Consider the following 21,106-nt stretch of genomic DNA (forward strand, 5'->3'; position numbering starts at 1 on the left):
CTGACCGCGCCCAGCGACAAGTTATGCTGTTCTCCGCATAGTTATGTGATGCTCGGCACGCTTCCTTCCGGTGGCGGACCGCAGCGTTTACAGTCACCGCAGCACTTTTCGACATCGTCAGAGGTGCTGTGCCACAGCGGGACAGCGACGTCCCGGGTCATTTTCACGCGGCTACAGGCTGCCCGCCCACGAGACGGTGCCATGAACCAGAGCCCTTCCCTGACGTCCCCTTCCTCGGCCGCCCCCGGACGGCCGCCCGCTGCTTTCCCCGCAGGCCTCTATGACGGGGCCCACGAGCACGATGCCTGCGGCGTGGCCTTCGTCGCGACCCTGCGCGGCTCCCCCGGGCACGACATCGTGGCCCACGCGCTCACTGCCCTGCACAACCTGGACCACCGGGGGGCCGTGGGGGCCGAGCCGGACTCCGGTGACGGCGCCGGCATCCTCACCCAGGTGCCGGACCGGTTCCTGCGGGAGGTGCTGGACATCGACCTGCCAGAAGCGGGTTCGTATGCCGTGGGGCTGCTCTTCCTGCCCGTTGCGGACCCGCAGGGGGCGACAACGGCGGTCGAGGAGATCCTGCACCGGTCGGGTCTGGACGTGCTCACCTGGCGTGACGTGCCGACCCACCCGGAGATCGTCGGCCCGCTGGCTCGCGCCGCGATGCCGGTCATGCGCCAGGTCGTGGTGGTCTCCCGCACCGGGGAGTCGGGGCTGGAGCTGGAGCGACGCGCCTGGTTGGCGCGCCGGGTGATCGAGCGCCAGAGCGAGGTCTACCCCGTCTCGCTCTCCTCGCGGACCCTGGGCTACAAGGGGATGCTGACCACGACGCAGCTCGCCGAGTTCTTCCCGGACCTCACCGACGAGCGCTACGAGTCCCAGCTGGCCGTGGTGCACTCCCGCTTCTCGACCAACACCTTCCCGTCCTGGCCGTTGGCCCACCCCTACCGGGTCATCGCGCACAACGGCGAGATCAACACCGTGCGCGGCAACCGCAACTGGATGAACGCGCGGGAGAGCAACCTGGACACCTCGGTGTTTCCCGGTGACCTGTCGGACGCCCTGCCGATCTGCACGCCGGGCGCCAGCGACTCCGCGACGTTCGACGAGGTCCTCGAGCTCCTCCACCTCGGCGGCCGGTCCCTGCCGCACGCGGTGTTGATGATGGTCCCCGAGGCCTGGGAGAACAACGCGGAGCTCCCTGACGACATCCGGGCCTTCTACGAGTTCCACTCGATGATGATGGAGCCCTGGGACGGCCCGATGAACCTGGTCTTCACCGACGGCACCCAGGTGGGCGGCATTCTCGACCGCAACGGCCTGCGGCCCTCGCGCTACTGGGTGACCGACGACGGCCTGGTGGTCCTCAGCAGCGAGTCCGGGGTCCTGCCGATCCCGGAGGAGTCCGTGGTCCGCAAGGGACGTGTTGAGCCGGGCCGGATGTTCCTGGTGGACACCGCAGCCGGCGAGATCGTGGACGACCGGGCTCTCAAGCACGAGCTGGCGGCCCGGCAGCCCTACCGGCAGTGGTTGAGCGACAACCTGGTCCGGTTGGAGCACCTGCCCGAGCGCGCCCACGTCCGGCACACGCACGCCTCGGTCACCCGACGCCAGCAGATCTTCGGCTACACCGAGGAGGAGCTGCGGATCCTGCTCTCCCCCATGGCCCAGCAGGGCACGGAGCCACTGGGCGCGATGGGCTCGGACACCCCGATCGCCGTCCTCTCCGAGCGACCCCGGCTCCTCTTCGACTACTTCGTCGGCGCCTTCGCCCAGGTCACCAACCCGCCCCTGGACGCCATCCGTGAGGAGGTCGTCACCTCGCTGGCCACCTCGACCGGGCCCGAGCCCAACCTGCTCGAGGAGGGCCCGGCCCACGCCCGTCAGGTGGAGCTGGACTTCCCGGTGATCGACAACGACGAGCTCGCGAGCCTGCGGCACATCAACCTCGAGGGACTCCACCCCGACTTCGCACCGGTTGTGGTGCGCGGCCTCTACCGGGTGGACGGCGGCGGCGCCGCCCTCCAGGAGCGGCTCGAGGAGATCTGCCGGCAGGTGTCCGAGGCGGTCGCCCGTGGGGCCTTCTTCATCGTGCTGTCTGACCGGCACGCCGACCGGGAGCACGCTCCGATCCCCTCACTGCTGCTCACCAGCGCCGTCCACCACCACCTGGTGCGCGAGCACACCCGCACCAGGGTTGGTCTGCTCGTCGAGGCCGGTGACGTGCGCGAGGTGCACCACGTCGCGCTGCTCGTCGCGTACGGCGCCGCGGCAGTCAACCCCTACCTGGCCATGGAGACGGTTGAGGACCTGTGCCGCTCGGGTCAGCAGCTGGACGGACTCGACCCTGACGTGGCGATCAGCAATCTGATCAGGGCTCTCGGCAAGGGCGTCCTGAAGGTGATGAGCAAGATGGGCATCTCCACCGTGTCGTCCTACCGGGGAGCCCAGACGTTCGAGGCGGTCGGCCTGTCCCGTGACCTGGTCGACCGGTGGTTCACGGGCACGACCAGCCAGCTGGACGGTGTCGGCCTCGACGTCATCGCACAGGAGGTGGCTCGTCGCCACGAGGTGGCCTATCCCCTCAGCGGGATCCCGCCCTACCACCGCAACCTCGACATCGGGGGCGAGTACCAATGGCGGCGCGAGGGGCCGCCTCACCTGTTCAACCCCGAGACCGTGTTCCGGCTGCAGCACGCCACCCGCGCCGGACGCTACGACATTTTCCGGCAGTACACCGACCTGGTCGATGACCAGTCGGCGCAGCTGATGACACTGCGCGGTCTGATGCGGCTGTCCGGGGACCGGGAGCCCGTGCCGCTGGAGGAGGTCGAGCCGGTCAGTGACATCGTCAAGCGGTTCGCCACGGGGGCTATGAGCTTTGGCTCCATCTCCCGCGAGGCACACGAGACCCTCGCCATCGCCATGAACCGCCTCGGCGGCAAGTCCAACAGCGGCGAGGGAGGTGAGGAGCCAGACCGGTTGACCGACCCGGAGCGCCGCTCGGCTATCAAACAGGTGGCCTCGGGCCGGTTCGGGGTGACCAGTGCCTATCTGGTCAGCGCTGACGACATCCAGATCAAGGTGGCCCAGGGCGCCAAACCCGGAGAGGGCGGACAGCTGCCCCCCGGCAAGGTTTATCCCTGGGTGGCAGCGACCCGCCACTCGACCCCGGGCGTCGGCCTGATCTCGCCTCCCCCGCACCACGACATCTACTCCATCGAGGACCTGGCCCAGCTGATCCACGACCTCAAGAACGCCAACCCCCGGGCACGCGTCCACGTCAAGCTGGTCAGTCAGATCGGGGTCGGCACCGTGGCCGCGGGCGTCTCGAAGGCGCATGCCGACGTGGTGCTCATCTCCGGCTTTGACGGCGGCACGGGGGCGAGCCCGCTCACCTCCCTCAAGCACGCTGGCACGCCCTGGGAGCTCGGCCTGGCCGAGACGCAACAGACCCTGCTGCGCAACGGCCTGCGCGACCGGATCACCGTCCAGGTCGACGGTCAACTCAAGACAGGTCGAGACGTCGTCATCGCGGCGCTGCTGGGGGCGGAGGAGTTCGGTTTCGCCACGGCTCCCCTGGTTGTCTCCGGCTGCGTCATGATGCGCGTCTGTCACCTGGACACCTGCCCCGTCGGGGTCGCCACGCAGAACCCCGAGCTGCGCTCGAGATACACCGGGCAGGCGGAGCACGTCATCACCTTCTTCCAGTTCATCGCCGAGCAGGTCCGCGAGCTGCTGGCCTCGCTCGGCTATCGCACGCTCGATGAGGTGATCGGCCGGGTGGACCTGCTCGATGCCGAGGCGGCGACCACCCACTGGAAGGCCCAGGGCCTCGACCTCGGGCCGCTGCTGCACTCGGAGTCAGTCCCCGCTGGTGCCTCACTGCGACGCAGCACCAGCCAGGACCACGGCCTGGAGCAGGCCCTGGACCACCAGCTGATCGAGGCGGCCACTCCCGCCCTGGAGCACCGGGCGCACGTCACCGGCGAGTTCGCGGTCCGCAACGTCAATCGCACGCTCGGCACGATGCTCGGCCACGAGGTGACCCGGCGGCACGGCGCCGACGGGCTGCCCGACGGCACGATCGACTTCACCCTCACCGGGTCTGCAGGTCAGTCCCTCGGGGCCTTCCTGCCGCGCGGCATCACGCTGCGGATGGTCGGCGACGCCAATGACTATGTCGGCAAGGGTCTGTCCGGCGGGCAGATCGTGGTGCGCCCACCCGACGAGGCTCCCTTCCGTGCGGCCGACCAGGTGATCGCCGGCAATGTCATCGCCTACGGCGCGACGTCGGGCCAGCTCAACCTGCGCGGACTCGTGGGCGAGCGCTTCTGCGTGCGCAACTCCGGCGCCATCGCCGTGGTCGAGGGCGTCGGAGACCACGCCCTCGAATACATGACCGGCGGGACCGTGCTGATCCTCGGCCCGACCGGTCGCAACGTGGGCGCCGGGATGTCTGGCGGCACGGCATACGTCCTCGATCTGGAGCCGAGCCGGGTCAACCAGGGCGCCGTCACCTCTGGTGACCTGATCCTCGACCCGGTCGAGCCCGGCGGTCCGACCGCCGGGGTGCTGCACGAGTTGCTCACCGAGCACATCACCCTGACCGGATCGACCGTCGCTCAACTGATCCTGGACACCCCGGACTGGCCGACCCGCTTCACCAGGATCACCCCGAGGCAGTATGCCGGGGTGCTCCGCATCCGCGAGGAGATCGCCGCCCGCGGCGAGGACCCAGACGGCCCCCATGCCTGGCAAATGATCCTGGAGGACTCCCGTGGCTGACCCTCATGGCTTCCTGAACCATCGTGACCGCGAGCCCCAGCCCAGCCGGCCGGTGCCGGTGCGCATCATGGACTGGAAGGAGGTGCACACCGCCCAGGAGGACGGCGTGCTCCGCCGCCAGGCCGGGCGGTGCATGGACTGCGGCATCCCGTTCTGCCACCAGGGTTGTCCGCTGGGCAACCTGATCCCCGAGTGGAACGACCTGGCGCGTCGTGGCAACTTCCGGGAGGCGATCGAGCGGCTGCACGCCACGAACAACTTCCCCGAGTTCACCGGGCGTCTGTGCCCTGCGCCCTGCGAGACCGCGTGTGTCCTGGGCATCAGCCAGCCTGCGGTGACGATCAAGTCGGTCGAGGTCTCGATCATCGACCGGGCCTTCGACAACGGGATGGTGACCGCCCAGGAGCCGGAGTGGCTCAGCGGCAAGACCATCGCGGTCGTCGGGTCCGGCCCGGCCGGGTTGGCCGCGGCGCAGCAACTGGGCCGCGCTGGTCACACCGTCGTCGTCTTTGAGCGCGACGACGCGGTCGGCGGTCTGCTGCGTTATGGCATCCCCGAGTTCAAGATGGAGAAGTCGGTGCTCGACCGCCGGCTCGTCCAGCTGCGCTCCGAGGGCATCCGGTTCCGGACCGGTGTCACGATCGGTGGCGACGGTCCCGCCGACCTCAGCATCGCCGACCTCAGCGAGCGTTTCGACGCCGTCGTCCTCGCCGTGGGCTCCACCGTTCCTCGTCCCCTCGGGGTCAGCGGCCAGGAGGTGCCCGGTGTGCACGCTGCCATGGACTATCTGGTGCCAGCCAACCGCGAGGCGCTGGGTGCCGATCGCGGCATGGACGCCGCGGGCCGGCACGTGGTCATCGTGGGCGGCGGTGACACCGGTGCCGACTGCTATGGCACGGCCATCCGTCAGGGGGCGGCCAGCGTCACCCAGCTCGACATCCGGCCCCAGCCGCCCACAGAGCGGCCAGAGCACCATCCGTGGCCGATGTATCCGCTGATCCACCGGGTCGGCGAGTCCCACGAGGAGGGGGGTGAGCGCATGTTCGGGGTCAACACCCTGGAGGTCGTCACCACCGACGGCGTGGTCAGCGGGGTGCACATCGTTGATGGCGAGCGGATCGACGGTCGCTTCGACGCCGAGGCCGGGACCGAGCGCACCATCCCCGCGGACCTGGTCCTCGTGGCGCTGGGCTTCACGGGCCCGGACCCCGTCGTGACCACTGGCACCGAACTGCCGACCACCGCTCGCGGCGTCTTCGTCCGGGACGAGCACTATGCCACCGAGGTGCCGGGTGTCTTCGTCGCCGGTGACGCCGGCCGGGGACAGTCGCTCATCGTCTGGGCCATCGCCGAGGGCCGGGCGTGCGCCGCGGAGGTTGATCGCTTCCTGACCGGCACCACGTCGCTGCCGGCACCGGTGCGGCCGACCGACGCCCCGATCACAGTGTGAGGTCACAGTGTGAGGTCACAGGGTGAGGTCACAGTGTGAGGTCATGGTGTGAGCGTCCGGCATAGACTCACTGCCATGGTTGACACCTCACCGGATGCTGCCCACGTCGAGACGGGTGGCCCCTTCTGGCTCAGCAACCTCGGGCACGCCCTGGTGCGCAAGGTCAGCGTGTCCGAGATGAACAACAACTGCTATCTGGTCACCTGCCGTCGCACCGGTGATCAGCTCCTGGTGGATGCTGCCGCCGAGCCGGAGCGCCTCGCCGAGTTGGTCTCTGCCGGGTCCGGACGGCTGACCACCGTGGTCACGACGCACCAGCACTGGGACCACCACCGGGCGCTGGAGGCCGTCGTCGCGGCGCATTCCCCGCGCACGGCGGCGGGGGCGCCCGACGCGTCGGCGTTGCCCGTCCCGCCGGACGTCGAACTGACCCAGGGTGATCGGGTCAGCATCGGTGAGCTTGTCCTCGATGTGATCGCGCTGCGTGGCCACACACCGGGTTCGGTCGCCCTGGCCCTGACCGACGGGGCCGGGCGCGCCCACCTGTTCACGGGCGACAGCCTGTTCCCCGGGGGTGTTGGACGGGTAACAACACCGGAGGACTTCACTCAACTGCTCGACGATGTTGAGTCCAGAGTCTTCGATGTCTACCCCGACAACACCGTGGTTCATCCGGGCCACGGTGACAGCACCACCCTCGGTGCCGAGCGTCCCCACCTCGAAGAATGGCGGGCGCGCGGCTGGTAGTCGCAGTGGTGGTGCCCGACAGATCACCTTGGCCGCCCTGTACACGGGGAACTTTCGGTCTGCGGCGGAATGCTCGCCTGTGGTGTCGCCACCGCGGCTGCCCTCCGTCACAGGTGCCGACGCCGCGGGGCTTGGTGTTGGCGTAGTAGTCGCTCCACTCGGCATCAGGGAGGTTCGCAGCCGCACCATCCTCGGGAGTGAGGTCAGAGGACGGGGCACACAGACCGTCAGCAGCGGCGGCGTTCCAGGCGGCGAGGTAGGCGCGGATGGTGTGATGCGACTTCTTCATCAGGTCGGCCGCGCGATGAACTCCGAGCTTGGAAACCTGGGCCTGCGGCCCACCTTTTGTGGGTCGCCCCGTATTTGCGTCAACCTCGACCGACGCCGCGATGAGGCGCGCCACGGTCCAGCCGGTGCGCTCCATCGTGTCGGCAGCGAGGCGGAGGTTCGACGGCTCGCGCTCGTTGGCCCGACGACAAACAGCACCCCCCACCGGCCCCGGCGAGGGGTGCTGCGTCTATGTGAGCCGGTCAGTAGTCAGGCGACCAGCCCGGCCGCGGCCTCGGTGGACAGTCAGCGCGCCGGCCCTCGAGGTAGTCCACCCGGTCACCCTCGCCGTTGCCGGTAAGAAACACTCTCGACCACGGGTGGCGCGTGCGGGCCAGGTTACGGGCGTTCATGGCGGGTCGGTCCTCCCGTGCCCAGCCGGTATCTAGTGCCCACTGGTCGACAGCCTCAGCCCAACGTCGCCTGGCGCGCATCGCCGGCCACTGTGGCTCGTGGCGTTGGTAGTCCGGCGGCGTGCCCGTGCACCAGTCCTCGATGCACGGCCCAGCGGCCAACTCGGGCGGTAGTTCGTCCGGTGCCGGTGCCCGCAGCTCGTGCGGACGACGGCGGCGGGCCACGCCTCACCCCTCCTTCACGTGGTGGCGCCACCGGACCTGGGCGGCCCTCTTGCCCCGCATCTGTGCCGCGGTGGGGATCGGCGTGTCGTCGGCGTCCGGCAGCTGCAACGCAGACACCAGCCGGTGCAGCGCCAGCCGTTGCCCACGAGACTCCGTGAGAGCAGGATTCACCACGGGTTGCCCCTGAGAGCCCTTCACCGTGGCCCCGTTCTCGGCCACCATCTCGGCCAGCCGGTCCAGGTCGTCAAGCGTGCGGCACGCCTCGGCCAGAATCTCCAACTCAGCGCCCGACAGATCGAACTCGCCCACCGTTCCGCGCCAGAAACGGCGACCTCGAGCGCCTAGACCGGTCGGTGCCCTGGGTGTGCTCTGTGTGCTCATCTCAGCCTCTCTCTAGCCCTCTCAGGGGCAATCTCAGCGTTAGGTAGTGCCGGGGTTTCTTTGGGCCTCCTCCCCGGTTCCCGGTGGGGCCGCCTGGGGGGTGCCCCCCTGGGGGGTCACCCGGCGGTTCTGTAGGTGTGAGCGATGCGCGCGCGCTCGGTTCGCTTGACCAGTTCGGCGCCGTCTCGCGCGAGGTTGATGCGCAGCCGCTTGCCGAACTCGCCTCGGGCTAGGGCGATCAGTGCAGCGTCTGCGCCGTAACGCTCGGCTCGGCGGAACATGGCGCGCACGTTGTCGCGCTCGGCGTCGGGGTTGGTGGTGCCCTCGCCCAGCCCGGTACGTATCTCCTGGGGTACCTGGGGTACGTCCACCACCGGCAGCAGGGCAGCCACCCGGGGCGCGGTGTCCCCGCTCAGGTACGGGTCGTGAACGCCGGCGAACGTTGCCAGGTCAGACAACGCAGCAAGCGCGCTCTTGTGCTCCCGTGTCGCGTCCAGAGCCACCACGGCCTCGAGGTCCAGCGGGTCTGGCCCGTCGGGCAGCTTGCCGGCAGCCTTGGCCAGCTGGGCCACGGTGGCGCTGAATGCGTCGGCCACGGCCTCGGTAGCGGTGGCGACCATGCGCGGGTGTGCGGCCCGTGCTGCGGCGGCGTGGTGCTCCCGTAGCGCGGCGCGTAGGGCGTCGGCTGCCTGGGCGCGCTGGATGCGCGGCAGGGCGTCCTCGATCCACGGGCCGGGGTCAGGGGCGGCGATCGCCTCGGCGGCCAGGTCACGGGCCACGCTGGCTGCGGTGGGGTGTTCGTTGACGGCGGCCAGCACTTCGGTGCTGCGGGTCGGCGGGTCGACCTTCGCGAGTCGGTAGGCGGCCTCGAGTCGCTGCATGGCGTTGTGCGTCGTGGCGGGTGCGGGGCGGTAGCTGGGGGCGCGGTGCGTGGTCGTGGCGGTCATGTCAGTTGTCCTCCGTGATGTTGTGGGCAAGGTCGCCCAGGTCGGTGCTCGTGGTGGTGGTCGATCCGTTGGGCACGTGGGACTCGGCCCACGCTGCGAACTCGGCTGCGATGCGCCGGCGCCGCTCGTAGGGGTTGGGGTTGGGGTCTGTCTCGATCTCTTGGGCGCGGGCGTCTATGACGGCCTGCCACTCGTCCTCGTCATGCATTGGGGTTCTCCTTGGGGGTGTTCCGCGGCGGTTGTCGGTCGCGGGGGTCTGCGGGGTGGGCGGCCAGGGCCTCGGTGTGTTCGCAGCCCTGACGGCCGGGTAGGTCTGGGTGTCCGTCGCAAAGCCACACGGCCGGTCCGGTGGCGCGGGTGCGGATTCTGACGCGCACCCCGTCGACGTAGGCCAGGGCGCCACCGTCGCCCCACCGGATGACTTGGACTCTCACAGCCCGGCCTCGGCTTGCTTGCGGCGTCTGGCCTTGCGCTGCCTGCGGTTGCCGCTGCGCTCGTGGGCGCAGGGTTGGCACCCGGTGCCGCGCCAGGTAACGGGGGTGTCGTGTTCCCGGCATCGGTAGGCCGTGCCAGGTGCGTCGGCGTCGACAGCCTCGGGCGCCTCGGGGTCGTCGGTGACGACGTGGAACGCTCGGCAGCCGGTGCAGCGCTCGAGCACGTCGCCTAGTAGGCCGGTCTGCCGGAACGTGGCGGTGCTCGTGCACCCTCCGCGGTGGCGGATGGTCATGCGGTCCTCCTCGTGGTGGTGGTGGTCTTCGGTGGTGCGCCGACACGGGGTGTGCGGTCCACCCCGGCATAGACGCCGTATCTCTCACGGGTGCTCCCAGCCGCGGCACCGCATAGGGCCAGCACCTCGCAGCCCTGGCACGCTCGAGCCGCCACGGCGCGCTCTGCGGCATCCTCAGAGGTCCAGGCATTCAGACCTCGGCAGGGGGTCACCACGTCGGCCAGGGCCTCGGTGAACGCGTCCCATTCGGGCGTGGCGGGCCTGATCTGGGGAAAGGTGCCCTTGACTGTCCTAGCCACGGTCGGCCCACTCTCGGCGCAGCGGGACTCGGGCGTGGGCACCGCACGTGCTGCAGGACAGTGCCGAGTAGCCGATCGCGTCCTTGCGGGTGATCTTCGGACCGGGGCAGTCGGAGGTGTGCACCAGCTGCTCTGTCGGGATCGGGGCGGTCATGGCGCCTCCAGGTCGATGACCTCGTGGCGGCGACTACAGCCACCACCACAGCCGAGCTGGTCGATGAACGCGCGGGAGTCAGTGGCGGCCGCCTGCTCGGTGTGAAGCGTGACGGTGAGGACGCCGCACCGAGCTAGGACGGCGTATCTCCCGGCGCCTGTGATCCACTCGGCCTGGGGATAGCGGTGTCGTGCCGCGGTCAGGGTCGGGTCGGTCGTGGTGGTCATGCGGTCCTCTTCTCGTAGCAGGCCAGGCACGGCAGCCCGGCAGCGTCTCGGGTTGGGGTGGTCGCTCCGGCGCAGCTCGGGCACCGGAGGTCGGAATCGGCGGCAGCATCGGCGGCCGGCGGGGCGTGGTCAGGGGTGGGACGAAGTGTGGGGTTACCCCCCGAGGTCTCTCTCTTTGTCTCTCTCTCTGGGGGAGAGGTGGAGGTATATACCCACGTTTCGTCCCACCCCCCATACCGGCTGTGAGCAGCGAAAACGTCAGATATCAGCACCCCGTCCTCACCAGTCAGCGACCAGTGCACGGTGCCCTGTATGTCTTCGTCCTCGTCCTCGGCTCTGTCGTGGGCAACCACGCCGATGGCGGCCAGGTCCTCAAGCGTGAACCGGGCCACCTTGCGGTCCAGGGCAGCGGCTCGGCCGACACCCGAGGTGGTCAGCACCTCGCCGGTCGCCAGTGCCTCCAGGACGGCCCGACGTGACTCCGGCATGGAGTCCAGTGCCACTCGACGTGCGACGGCCGCAGCGGCCTCGGTGGGCAGTCCGAGGGCCAGGACGCCGCGGGCCACGGCACCGAGCTGCTGGACCAGGCGCATCGGCTCTTCGACCACCGGCACGCCCTCGATCTCTCGGCGGCCGTAGCCGTTCCTGGGCACGGAACCTCGACCCCATGCCGTGACCAGTGCGGCGTCCTCGATCTGCAGGGCGAGGTGGTCGGGGAGTTGGTCGACGGTCTTGGCTGCCGCCAGCAGCTCGGCTGCGGCCTCACTGGCGCGCGCTCGGTTCTCCGGCAGTGAACCTCGACGGGCCAGCAGCGAGGCGTGTCGCTTCTCGGCGGTGGAGCGGCCCGGCAGTCTGACGTACAGCCACCGTGCACCGAGCTGGTCGGCGTGGGCGGTGTATCTGTCGATGGCTCCCGTGACGCATCCGACGACGGTCAGGCGGCCGGACCACTCCAGCCGCTCGGGCAGGCCGTCTGCGACCTTGCCAGGGGGTGAGATGTCCCGCGACACGTGGCCGTCGTAGGCGCGGCGCAGCAGGCCGAACACTTGGTCACGGCCACCACGGTCGGAGGTGGCCAGCAGGGTCGACAGGTCCCCGAACGTGACCAGTGGGTGGGCGCCGACGCGCATCAGGACGCCGGTCGGTCGCACCGTCTTGCCCTTGGACCATCCGAGCAGCCCTGCGGAGGTCACCTCGTCCAGTCGGGCGTCCGCGGCCTCGTCCAGTACGCGGACCGCTTCGGTCTTGCCCGAGCTTGGTGGAGCGACCAGCAGCAGCCAGCACGCTTCGCCGTCCTCGTCGCGGGTCGCACTGGTGGCCAGGGCGGCCACGATGTGCGTGGGGTCGGGAAGGTGCTGCCAGGTGCGCAGGTCGGCCAGCAGGTCACCGAGCATGGCCCGGCGCTGGTCTGCCGTGCGATCCGGCACGTTGGTCTTGTTGCGACCATCGTCCTCGAGGGCGGGCACCAGATCGGCCACGGCGTGACCGGCCGCCAGGTGGTCCGCCGCATCCTTGCCCTCGGCAGGCTCCACGATGGCCACCGACGCGGCCACCGTCTGCAGTTCGGTCGCGATCGTCGCTGCCGTGTGTCGACCGGCGTCGTCGCGGTCGCGGACGATGACGACGTGCGCACCGGCCAGCGTGGTGGTGTAGGTCGGCCGCCACTTGAGGGTGTTGTTCGGCTGCCACGCACCCTCTGTCCATGTGGTGGCGCACACACCTGCCGCCACCAGGGCGTCGGCATCCTTCTCGCCCTCGGCCACGTAGACGGCATCACCGGCCTGCACAGCGGCCAGCACGTCAGGCAGCCGGTACAGCACTCGCCGAACGTCTCCGAGTTTCCACACGGTCCGGCCGTCGACCTCGCGGCACTGCCGGAACGTCTTCGGGTGCATGCGGATCTTCTCGTACAGCATCGTCCCGGCCTCGTCGGTGTAGGGGTAGCGCGCGACGACGACGGGGCGCCCGTTGTTCTGCGGCTCCCGAGGGGTGTCGAACAGGTCAGGCGGGGTCAGCCCGAGTGCGGCCAGCACGTCGTCAACGGTGCAGCCGGCGTGACAGTTGACCAGCACCCCGTCACGGTCCCGACGTTGCCCGATAGACAGGCTCGGCGCGTGGTCCTCGTGGGCCGGGCAGGTCGCTGCGGTGCCGCCGTTGGTGATCGTGCTCCCGGCCACTGCCAGCGCCTCTAGCAGCCGCTCACGCGCCGTTGTGGCGGTCCTCGCGGTACTCACGGCGCCACCCCCTCGGCGTCGGCGCAGCGGGCGCACAGCCCGAGCACCAGAGCCAGCCGGGGTCGCGGCCAGTACAGGCCGGGGCAGTAGACCTCATCCGGCGGGCTCCAGTGGCCGCACCGGTCACACGTCCGGTCTGCCTCGGTGCCGTGCTCGGTCAGGGTGCCGACCATCGGCGCCAGCACGACGGGCGCGCGAGGGTCGTCCAGGTCCAGCCCGGTCAGCCGTTCGGCACGGCGCGCCTGGGCAGCACCCGTGATCCGACACCAGGCGGTCGGCTCACTGATCGCCGCGGGCATCGTCTGAGAGGTCGCCACTCAGACCACCTCCGACCCGAGTAGGTCTGCCACCGCAGACGGCACCACCGAGGTGTCCAGGGTCAGCCCGACAGGCACGATGCGCACCAGGTGCAGCTCGCACCGTAGGCCGCGCTCGAGGGTGCGCCGGCGCTTCCGGTCGGCCGCGGGCAGGTCGGTCATGTACTGCGTGACCAGCACCCCGTCACGGCGCTCTGAGACAACGCGCACGGCGTAGTCGTGGCGGCGCGCTCGGCTCGCCAGCGGCGCCGACACGGTAGACTCAGTAGCAAGACTTGAGGCTGGGTGGCCGACCGTCTGGGAACGCCCCCCACTGGGGCCAGTGGGGGGCGTTCTGCTTGTCTCAACCCGCATGACCGACCACCTGCCCCTCGGTGGTGGGTCGCAGCGTCGGACGCAGTATCGCGGTGACGCGCTGCAGTTGTGCGTCTGTTAGCGGTGGGGCCTGGGCCAGCACGTGTGCAACGTGATCGGCCAGTCGCTCGGCTGCGAGGTCACGCCGGGCGGCCAGTAGGTCGGGGTCATTGGGCTCGCGGTCGCGAGCCAGGGCGGCGACGCGAGCGCGGTGATGAGTCCAGGACATGGGAACGGCTCCCTCGGGGATGCGCAGTAGGCGCGTGCCCGATGGAGCCGCAATGTCAGCCACTCGACGTAATCGGTAACCGTGGCAGGTAGCCGGCCCACTCGACGGTGGGCTATTGCTAGTCGACGATAGCAGCCACGTGCACTAGATCGACCTCCGACACGCCGCGCATGGCCGCCACTGTGAACCGTTCGCGGGCGTCGGTCCGCACCGGCAGATTCCGGCGACAGCGACCGCAACGAAAAGCGCTGGTCGTGCGCAGTCCATCGCCGGTGCCCAGCGCCACGCTTGTCACACCCTCGAGCTGCGGCGGGTTGCCATTCTTCGATCCCACACGACCCACCACGCGGCGGTCACCCGTGCAACGGCAGACGATCTCAATGTGCCACGACGGGTGCTCAAGCATGTCGCGCAGCAGCGGGTCGATCTTCCGGCGTCGACTCATGACCTCACCCACTCCACTCGCACCGACTCGGGTCGGAACACCGGCCCGCGCCCCGCACGGTCGATCTTCACGCGGACACCGAGCGCCAGCAGCAGATCGTGCCGCTGGGAAGCGTTCAGCGCATTCCAACTCTGCCGGGCTTGCGGACCTGCGAGGATTGCCAGCCGATCGGCGTCGATGGTGCTCAGGTGCGCCAGACGATCCCGCTCGGCCGCATTGATCTGCGGCTTGATCTTCTCGGTGATCCGCTCCAGTTGCGCCAGGTCCAGCCCACCCTCGGCATAACGGTCTGCGGCACCGTCCAGACGGGCCTGCAGCGCCTCCACCCGCTCCCCCGCCTCACGTGCCCGCTCGTCGTCACCAGCGAGCCAGGCAAGGGCGTCAGGCTGCCCCAGCCGGCCCACGACGACAGCGGCCACCAGGTCGTCCACCTTGGCCTGATTCCGCCCGGTGCACTGACTCTTGGCGTCGCACGCATAGAGGGTCTGCGGCGACTGCGTGGGCTTCTTGGGCTTCATCGTCTTGACCCGTAGATGCGACCCGCAGACACCGCAGGCGCCGACCTCGGAGAATGACAGCAGATGTTTGCGTGCACCCGGCCTCGGTGTGCTGGTCCGGCCGGGGTCGGGTGCGAACCTGGCTGCGATCCGCTCCCACCTGTCGCGCGGAACGATCGCGGGCCACTGCCCGTCTGTCATCGTCTCCGTGGGCTTGCCACGGTGGTGCACCCGTATGGCGGCGTTGGCAGGTCGGGTGGCGATCTTCTTGACACTGGAGCGGCCCCACCGGGTGCCGTTGGGGTTGCTCGTCGCACGACGGCGGTTCTCCCGCGATCCCGGCGACGGGACTCCGCGGGCGTTCAGGTCGTCGGTGATCCCGTGCAGCGACTCCCCTGCCAGGAGTCGGTCAGTGACCTCGCGGACCACGGCCGCCTCGGCCTCGTTGACGATCCACGCTCCGTCCTCGGTCTTGATCCAGCCGTAGCCAAGTCCACCGTTCGGCACACCACGACGGGCGCGGTCGGCAGCAGCGGCGGCGACGCGCTCGGACTTGACCTCGGACTCCATCGTGTCGAACTCTCCCAATAGACCGGCCATGCCGCGACCGTAGGCTGTGGAGAGGTCCAGGTCCGGCCCCTTCACCGCGATGATCCCCACCCGCGCCTCGGCGAACGTGTCTATGTCGCGGGCGCGCTCGGAACGGTTGCGCCAGAGTCGGGAGGTCTGCCAGACCAGCACCCGGTCGACGGCTCCCCGAGCGACCGCCTGCAGCAGTGCCTCGTAGCCTGGGCGGTGCCGCCCGCGCAGGGCGCTAATGTCGTTGTCGTGGAACCTCTCGACAACCTCCCAGCCGCGCAGCTCGGCCAGGGCCTCGGCGTCGCGCACCTGCCTGTCAACGCCGGCGCCCTCGCCGGTGCCGTCCTCACTGATCCGCGCATACACCGCGACCCGAAGCGTCTCTGTCATATTGACAGGTTAGCACCTTCATGGTTCCCGGGCGGGCCCGGCAAGACACCCGACGCCGAGGCGTTCACGTCGCTGATGGACGATCTCGAGGCGCGGGTCTTCGACGTCTATCCGGACGACACCGTGGTGCATCCCGGCCACGGTGACAGCACCACGCTCGGGGCCGAGCGTCCGCACCTGGCCGAATGGCGCGACCGAGGTTGGTGACAAGCCGCCCGACCGGCACCGGACTCACCAACAGCTTGCAGGGCCACCCCGTCCTGCTGGTCATGGTGGCGGTGCTGTCCGTTCAGTTTGGCGGCGCGCTCGCCGCGACGCTGCTGCCCCTGGTGGGCGTCCTCGGCTCGGTGCTGTTGCGCATCGTGCTGGCCGCGCTGCTCCTGCTGGCCCTGGTGCGTCCTCGCTGGCGTGGCCGCAGCCGGGCGGACTGGATCACGGTCGCTGGCTTCGCGGCGGCGCTCACGGCGATGAACATCTGCTTCTATGCCTCGCTGGAGCGGCTGCCCATCGGCGTCGCCGTGACCATCGAGTTCCTGGGACCGCTCCTGCTCGCCGCTGCCACCTCTCGCCGTGGTCGCGACGCGCTCGCCGTCCTGCTCGCCCTGCTCGGGGTGCTGTTCATCTCCCAGGCCCTGACCGTGCCCTGGGCGCAGATGGACCTGGTCGGCATCGCGCTGGCAGCCGCCGCCGGTGGGTTCTGGGCGGCCTACATCGTCCTCAGCGGCCGCACCGGTGCACGCTTCGAGGGGCTGGACGGCATGGCCATCGCGCTCACGATCGGCGCCGTGGTCCTGGTCCCCCTCGGCGTGCTGGATGCCGGGACCGCGCTCCTCGACGGCGAGGTGCTGCTGCGCGGCCTCGGCATTGCCCTGCTCTCCTCGGCGATCCCCTACTCCCTGGAGCTCCTCGCACTGCGCCGGCTGTCCGCGGGCACCTTCGGGGTCCTGCTCAGCCTGGAGCCCGCCGCGGCGGCACTGGCCGGGCTCCTCGTGCTGTCTCAGACGCTAGCGTCCCTGCAGGTGGCCGGGATGGCCATGGTGGTCTTGGCCAGCATTGCGGTGCTCGGTCGTCGAGGCCGCGGCACCTAGCCCTTGTCGCACCTAGCCCTTGTCGGTCGTCCTCGCCGAGTCAGACCCCTCGCCGTCCGAGCCATAGAAGCCGGTGTCCGAGACATCGTCGAGCTCCAACTGCTCACGCTCGCGCTTGCGGGAGTCCCTGCCGGTCTTGATGAGGCTGGCGACCGTCGTGATGGCGAGGATGCCGATGATCACGGTCAGTGACAGCCAGATGGGGATCTCTGGGGCCCACAGGAAGGGCTCACCGTTGTTGATGAACGACAGCTCATTGACGTGCATGGCGTGGAAGATCAGCTTCAGGCCGATGAAGGCCAACAGGACCGCCAGACCGATGCCGAGGTACACCAGCTTCTGCAGCAGGTTGCCGATCAGGAAGTAGAGCTGACGCAGACCCATCAGGGCGAAGATGTTGGCCATCAGCACCAGGAACGGGTCCTGGGTCAGCCCGAAGATCGCGGGGATGGAGTCGAGCGCGAAGAGCAGGTCCGTCATGCCCAGGGCGAGGATCACCAGCAGCATCGGGGTGAACAGGCGCTTGCCGTTCTCCACCACGCTGAGCTTCTTGCCGTGGTCCCAGGAGTCCGTGAACGGCAGGATCCGGCGGGCGATCGCAATGATCTTGCTCTCCTCTTCCTCCTCGTCCTCGTGGTCTCCGACGTTCTCCATGGCCAGCTTGACTGCGGTGTAGATGAGGAAGGCGCCGAAGATGTAGAAGACCCAGGACCAGGCCTCGATCGCCTGGGCACCGAGCATGATGAAGATCGCGCGCAGGATCAGGGCGATGACGATGCCGATCAGCAGGGCGTACTGCTGATACTGCCGTGGCACCTTCAGGTTGGCCATGATGATGATGAAGATGAACAGGTTGTCAACCGACAGGGAGTACTCCGTCAACCACCCGGCGAAGAACTCACCTCCGAGCTGATGACCTCCGACCACCCACACGTAGATGCCGAAGGCAACGGCCAGGCCGACGTAGAGCCCCAGCGCGGTGCCTGTCTCCTTGTTGCTCGGCACGTGGGGGCGACGGCCGAGGATGATCACGTCAAAGAGCAGCACCACGATCATGGCACCAACAAAGATGAACGCGGTGCTCGCGGGAACGAACGCATTGTCAAACAAGACGCGGGGGCCTTCCGGTGAGGGGATCACGACTGACCGGAGGTCTCTCCCACCGGTCAGGAGTGACCGGCCAGTGGCCCGGGCACCAGATGGGTGCCGTGATGACGGACGACCGACGAGATGGGGATACTCCCCTCCGCACCAGGTGATTCTCTCACAGAGTGCAGGGGCAAACGGTCAGCCCGCGTGCTCCCGCATCTGGCGCAGTTCCTTCTTGAGATCACCGATCTCATCACGCAGCCGGGCCGCCAGCTCAAAGTGCAGATCGGTCGCCGCCTGATGCATCTGTCCGGTGAGCTCCTGGATGAGCTGGGCGAGCTCGCTGGCCGCGAGATTCTCCCGGCGCCCGCCGAGCGCAACACCGGCATCCGCAGCCACCGAACCAGCGTTGGGCCGCCCTCGCTTGCCGCGCGACTGCGAACGGCCACTGCCCATCAGCGCCTCGGTGTCGGCGTCCTCACGCTCCAGCAGGTCGGTGATGTCGGCGATCTTCTTGCGCAGCGGGGTCGGGTCGATGCCCTTCTCAACGTTGTAGGCCAACTGCTTCTCGCGCCGCCGGTTGGTCTCGTCGATGGCCTGCTCCATGGACGGGGTCATCTTGTCGGCGTACATGTGCACCTGGCCCGAGACGTTGCGGGCCGCGCGGCCGATCGTCTGGATGAGGGAGCGTGCCGAGCGCAGGAAGCCCTCCTTGTCGGCGTCCAGGATGCTCACCAACGACACCTCGGGCAGGTCCAGTCCCTCACGCAGCAGGTTGATGCCGACCAGCACGTCATACTCCCCCAGCCGCAGCTCGCGCAGCAGCTCCACCCGCCGCAGGGTGTCGATGTCAGAGTGCAGATAACGCACCCGCACCCCCTTGTCGAGCAGGTAGTCGGTGAGGTCCTCGGCCATCTTCTTGGTCAGCGTCGTGACCAGCACCCGCTCGTTCTTGGCGGTGCGCTCACCGATCTCGTGCAGCAGGTCGTCGATCTGCCCCTTGGTCGGCTTCAGCACGACCTCGGGGTCCACCAGGCCCGTGGGCCGGATGATCTGCTCGACCACGCCGTCAGCCTTGGCCATCTCGTAGTCGCCAGGGGTTGCCGAGAGATAGACGGTCTGGCCGATCCGCTCCAGGAACTCCTCCCACTTCAGCGGGCGGTTGTCCATCGCGCTGGGCAGCCGGAACCCGTGATCGACCAGGGTGCGCTTGCGCGACATGTCACCCTCATACATGGCACCGATCTGCGGCACGGTCACGTGCGACTCGTCGATGACCAGCAGGAAGTCCTCGGGGAAGTAGTCCAACAAACAGTTGGGGGCGGTCCCGCGCTCCCGGCCGTCGATGTGGAGCGAGTAGTTCTCGATGCCCGAGCACGACCCGATCTGGCGCATCATCTCCAGGTCATAGGTCGTGCGCATCCGCAGCCGCTGGGCCTCCAGCAGTTTGCCCTCGCGCTCGAAGACCGCCAACTGCTCGCCCAGCTCGGCCTCGATGCCGGCGACGGCCCGCTCCATGCGCTCCGGTCCGGCCACATAGTGGGAGGCGGGGAAGACATACATCTCCTGCTCCTCGCGCACCACCTCACCGGTGAGCGGGTTGAGCGTGTAGAGCTTGTCGATCTCGTCGCCGAAGAACTCGATGCGCACGGCGAGCTCCTCGTATTGCGGGATGATCTCGACCGTGTCACCCCGCACCCGGAAGGTGCCGCGGGTGAACGCCATGTCGTTGCGGGTGTATTGCATGGTGACGAACTTGCGCAACAACTCGTCGCGCTCGATCTCGTCGCCCACCCTCAACTGGGCCATCCGGTCGACATACTCCTGCGGGGTGCCCAGGCCATAGATGCAGGACACGGACGCCACCACGACCACATCGCGCCGGGTCAACAGCGAGTTGGTCGCCGAGTGACGCAGCCGCTCGACCTCGTCATTGATCGAGGAGTCCTTCTCGATGTAGGTGTCCGTCTGCGGCACATAGGCCTCGGGCTGGAAGTAGTCGTAGTAGCTGACGAAGTATTCGACCGCGGTCTTGGGCAGCAGCTCACGGAACTCGTTGGCCAGCTGGGCCGCCAGAGTCTTGTTGGGCGCCATCACCAGCGTGGGCCGCTGCACCTGCTCGAGCAGCCAGGCGGTGGTCGCTGACTTGCCCGTGCCCGTGGCGCCGAGCAGCACGACGTTCTGCTCGCCGCGGTTGATCCGGTCGGCGAGGTCCCTGATCGCAGCGGGCTGATCACCGCTGGGTTGGAAATCGGACTCGACACGGATCGGCGCGACGGTCCGCTGGAGGTCAGTCGTGGGGCGCATATCGTCAACGCTAACCCTCAGGACCGACAGTGTGTTCCCGGAGCGTGAGGACGACCGGGCGCCCCGGGTCGGCTGAGGCCATCCGCCCCGGTCCCACGGACGGGAAGCCGGCCCGGGCCAAGGTCTCGGTGACCCCCTCACTCGTCACTCCCGCACTCAGCGGGACCAGCAGGCTGTCCGTCCCGGGATCGAGCTCAAGCGGACCGCCCAGGTCATCCCCCAGCACGTGCGCCAGGCGGGCCGTGAGCCGCTCCACCTCCACCGGACCGGGCACCTCGTGCGTCTCCAGGCCGACCCCCTGCTCCAGGTTGGCCAGGAAGGGAGCCAGGCGTTCGGCATACAGCGTCTCGGTTGCGGCGCGCAGCTCGTCCACGCTCCCCTGGTTGTGGAGCCACACGTCGGCCACCGCCCTGCGTTGCTCGTCGGAGGCCTGGGCGTCGATCCGCTGCTCGGCATCGGCGCGGTCCATGCCCCGGTGGGTGACCAGTCGCTCCAGCCGGGTCTCCCGGGAGGCACCCACGATGATCACCAGGTGATAGCGCGGGGCATAACCGACCTCGACCAGCAGCGGCACGTCGTGGACCACGATGCTCATCGGCGGGGCGGCGTCGATGAGTTCCTTGGTCCGTGCGGCGATCAGGGGGTGGGTGATGCGCTCGAGGTCACCTCGGGCGGCGGTGTCCGCGAACACGACCCGACCCAGGGCGGGCCGGTCCAGGGCCCCGTCGGAGGTGAGTATGCCGCTCCCGAACCTCTCCCTGATGGCCTCCAGTCCGGCGGTGCCCGGCTCGACGACCTCCCGGGCCAGCCGGTCCGCGTCGATGATGACCGCCCCGTGGTCGGCCAACGCCCTTGCGACAGTGGACTTCCCGGACCCGATGCCACCGCTCAACCCGACCCTCAACATGGTGACCAGCCTAGTCAGCACACCGCGGGTAGGGCACACTCACGT

At 69.0% G+C, this 21,106-nt stretch carries 20 protein-coding genes and 1 pseudogene; 5 read left to right on the top strand and 16 right to left on the bottom strand.

The features are described from left to right. Window positions 1–201 precede the first annotated feature (201 nt). From gltB to NF556_RS11550, 3 genes are all read left to right on the top strand, one after another. Window positions 202–4,788 (top strand): glutamate synthase large subunit, encoded by a 4,587-nt coding sequence (gene gltB, locus NF556_RS11540; protein WP_252591084.1) that lies wholly within the window; start codon window positions 202–204, stop codon window positions 4,786–4,788. Then, the gene (locus tag NF556_RS11545) at window positions 4,781–6,238 is read left to right on the top strand and encodes a glutamate synthase subunit beta (protein ID WP_252591085.1); all 1,458 of its coding nucleotides are present in this window, start codon (window positions 4,781–4,783) and stop codon (window positions 6,236–6,238) included. Before gltB ends, NF556_RS11545 begins: the two co-directional genes overlap by 8 nt. 75 nt (window positions 6,239–6,313) lie before the next feature. After that, entirely contained in the window at window positions 6,314–6,985 is a 672-nt protein-coding gene (locus tag NF556_RS11550) for an MBL fold metallo-hydrolase (protein WP_252591086.1), read from the top strand. A 908-nt stretch (window positions 6,986–7,893) separates the two neighbouring features. Here the strand turns inward: NF556_RS11550 and NF556_RS11555 are convergent. The 13 genes from NF556_RS11555 to NF556_RS11610 form a co-directional block, all read right to left on the bottom strand. Next, on the bottom strand, window positions 7,894–8,271 hold the full coding sequence (locus NF556_RS11555; protein WP_252591087.1) for a terminase: 378 nt from the start codon (window positions 8,269–8,271) through the stop codon (window positions 7,894–7,896). 116 nt (window positions 8,272–8,387) lie between these two features. Next, the gene (locus tag NF556_RS11560) at window positions 8,388–9,218 is read right to left on the bottom strand and encodes a hypothetical protein (RefSeq protein ID WP_252591088.1); all 831 of its coding nucleotides are present in this window, start codon (window positions 9,216–9,218) and stop codon (window positions 8,388–8,390) included. Between the two features lies 1 nt (window position 9,219). Beyond that, complete coding sequence (locus tag NF556_RS11565) at window positions 9,220–9,426, bottom strand: hypothetical protein (RefSeq protein WP_252591089.1); 207 nt, start codon at window positions 9,424–9,426, stop codon at window positions 9,220–9,222. A 222-nt stretch (window positions 9,427–9,648) separates the two neighbouring features. Then, window positions 9,649–9,945: a hypothetical protein gene (locus tag NF556_RS11570; RefSeq protein WP_252591090.1), complete on the bottom strand. Its 297-nt coding sequence runs from the start codon at window positions 9,943–9,945 to the stop codon at window positions 9,649–9,651. Then, window positions 9,942–10,286 carry a WhiB family transcriptional regulator gene (locus NF556_RS21525; protein ID WP_425607039.1) on the bottom strand — a complete coding sequence of 115 codons (345 nt, stop codon included), beginning with the start codon at window positions 10,284–10,286 and terminating at the stop codon, window positions 9,942–9,944. The genes NF556_RS11570 and NF556_RS21525 overlap by 4 nt, the downstream gene beginning before the upstream one ends. Beyond that, entirely contained in the window at window positions 10,237–10,398 is a 162-nt protein-coding gene (locus NF556_RS11575) for a hypothetical protein (protein ID WP_252591091.1), read from the bottom strand. Before NF556_RS11575 ends, NF556_RS21525 begins: the two co-directional genes overlap by 50 nt. After that, window positions 10,395–10,625, bottom strand: a complete 231-nt coding sequence (locus NF556_RS11580; protein ID WP_252591092.1) for a hypothetical protein — start codon at window positions 10,623–10,625, stop codon at window positions 10,395–10,397. Before NF556_RS11580 ends, NF556_RS11575 begins: the two co-directional genes overlap by 4 nt. Continuing rightward, complete coding sequence (locus tag NF556_RS11585; RefSeq protein ID WP_252591093.1) at window positions 10,622–12,859, bottom strand: hypothetical protein; 2,238 nt, start codon at window positions 12,857–12,859, stop codon at window positions 10,622–10,624. The genes NF556_RS11580 and NF556_RS11585 overlap by 4 nt, the downstream gene beginning before the upstream one ends. Continuing rightward, window positions 12,856–13,176: a hypothetical protein gene (locus NF556_RS11590; RefSeq protein ID WP_252591094.1), complete on the bottom strand. Its 321-nt coding sequence runs from the start codon at window positions 13,174–13,176 to the stop codon at window positions 12,856–12,858. Before NF556_RS11590 ends, NF556_RS11585 begins: the two co-directional genes overlap by 4 nt. Further along, entirely contained in the window at window positions 13,177–13,431 is a 255-nt protein-coding gene (locus tag NF556_RS11595; protein WP_252591095.1) for a hypothetical protein, read from the bottom strand. Window positions 13,432–13,519: 88 nt separating this feature from the next. Beyond that, a complete protein-coding gene (locus NF556_RS11600) occupies window positions 13,520–13,759 on the bottom strand; it encodes a hypothetical protein (protein ID WP_252591096.1) in 240 nt (79 codons plus the stop codon). Between the two features lie 118 nt (window positions 13,760–13,877). Further along, window positions 13,878–14,204 carry a hypothetical protein gene (locus NF556_RS11605; RefSeq protein ID WP_252591097.1) on the bottom strand — a complete coding sequence of 109 codons (327 nt, stop codon included), beginning with the start codon at window positions 14,202–14,204 and terminating at the stop codon, window positions 13,878–13,880. Then, window positions 14,201–15,670: a recombinase family protein gene (locus tag NF556_RS11610; protein WP_252591098.1), complete on the bottom strand. Its 1,470-nt coding sequence runs from the start codon at window positions 15,668–15,670 to the stop codon at window positions 14,201–14,203. Before NF556_RS11610 ends, NF556_RS11605 begins: the two co-directional genes overlap by 4 nt. Before the next feature lie 18 nt (window positions 15,671–15,688). Here NF556_RS11610 and NF556_RS11615 point away from each other — a divergent pair. Both NF556_RS11615 and NF556_RS11620 read left to right on the top strand, forming a co-directional pair. Next, window positions 15,689–15,877: pseudogene (locus tag NF556_RS11615) on the top strand (MBL fold metallo-hydrolase); the annotation flags it as partial. Then, on the top strand, window positions 15,874–16,758 hold the full coding sequence (locus tag NF556_RS11620) for an EamA family transporter (RefSeq protein WP_425607006.1): 885 nt from the start codon (window positions 15,874–15,876) through the stop codon (window positions 16,756–16,758). The pseudogene NF556_RS11615 and the gene NF556_RS11620, both read left to right, overlap by 4 nt. A 12-nt stretch (window positions 16,759–16,770) precedes the next feature. Here the strand turns inward: NF556_RS11620 and NF556_RS11625 are convergent, their stop codons facing one another. The 3 genes from NF556_RS11625 to coaE all read right to left on the bottom strand — a co-directional run bounded on the left by NF556_RS11625 (window position 16,771) and on the right by coaE (window position 21,061). Further along, window positions 16,771–17,868 (bottom strand): TerC family protein, encoded by a 1,098-nt coding sequence (locus NF556_RS11625; protein ID WP_256829815.1) that lies wholly within the window; start codon window positions 17,866–17,868, stop codon window positions 16,771–16,773. A gap of 177 nt (window positions 17,869–18,045) precedes the next feature. Continuing rightward, a complete protein-coding gene (uvrB, locus tag NF556_RS11630; protein WP_252591099.1) occupies window positions 18,046–20,154 on the bottom strand; it encodes an excinuclease ABC subunit UvrB in 2,109 nt (702 codons plus the stop codon). 10 nt (window positions 20,155–20,164) lie between these two features. Next, a complete protein-coding gene (coaE, locus tag NF556_RS11635; RefSeq protein WP_252591100.1) occupies window positions 20,165–21,061 on the bottom strand; it encodes a dephospho-CoA kinase in 897 nt (298 codons plus the stop codon). Between the last annotated feature and the right edge of the window lie 45 nt (window positions 21,062–21,106).

It is taken from the genome of Ornithinimicrobium faecis (assembly GCF_023923225.1).
In the GTDB taxonomy this organism is placed as follows: Bacteria; Actinomycetota; Actinomycetes; order Actinomycetales; family Dermatophilaceae; genus Ornithinicoccus; species Ornithinicoccus faecis.

Bases quoted from the DNA above. Each gene is read 5' to 3' on its own strand.
- gltB (WP_252591084.1), top strand. From the start codon at position 202: ATGAACCAGAGCCCTTCCCTGACGTCCCCTTCCTCGGCCGCCCCCGGA.
- NF556_RS11550 (WP_252591086.1), top strand. From the start codon at position 6,314: ATGGTTGACACCTCACCGGATGCTGCCCACGTCGAGACGGGTGGCCCC.
- NF556_RS11555 (WP_252591087.1), bottom strand. From the start codon at position 8,271: ATGAGCACACAGAGCACACCCAGGGCACCGACCGGTCTAGGCGCTCGA.
- NF556_RS11560 (WP_252591088.1), bottom strand. From the start codon at position 9,218: ATGACCGCCACGACCACGCACCGCGCCCCCAGCTACCGCCCCGCACCC.
- NF556_RS11565 (WP_252591089.1), bottom strand. From the start codon at position 9,426: ATGCATGACGAGGACGAGTGGCAGGCCGTCATAGACGCCCGCGCCCAA.
- NF556_RS11570 (WP_252591090.1), bottom strand. From the start codon at position 9,945: ATGACCATCCGCCACCGCGGAGGGTGCACGAGCACCGCCACGTTCCGG.
- NF556_RS11575 (WP_252591091.1), bottom strand. From the start codon at position 10,398: ATGACCGCCCCGATCCCGACAGAGCAGCTGGTGCACACCTCCGACTGC.
- NF556_RS11580 (WP_252591092.1), bottom strand. From the start codon at position 10,625: ATGACCACCACGACCGACCCGACCCTGACCGCGGCACGACACCGCTAT.
- NF556_RS11600 (WP_252591096.1), bottom strand. From the start codon at position 13,759: ATGTCCTGGACTCATCACCGCGCTCGCGTCGCCGCCCTGGCTCGCGAC.
- NF556_RS11605 (WP_252591097.1), bottom strand. From the start codon at position 14,204: ATGAGTCGACGCCGGAAGATCGACCCGCTGCTGCGCGACATGCTTGAG.
- NF556_RS11610 (WP_252591098.1), bottom strand. From the start codon at position 15,670: ATGACAGAGACGCTTCGGGTCGCGGTGTATGCGCGGATCAGTGAGGAC.
- uvrB (WP_252591099.1), bottom strand. From the start codon at position 20,154: ATGCGCCCCACGACTGACCTCCAGCGGACCGTCGCGCCGATCCGTGTC.
- coaE (WP_252591100.1), bottom strand. From the start codon at position 21,061: ATGTTGAGGGTCGGGTTGAGCGGTGGCATCGGGTCCGGGAAGTCCACT.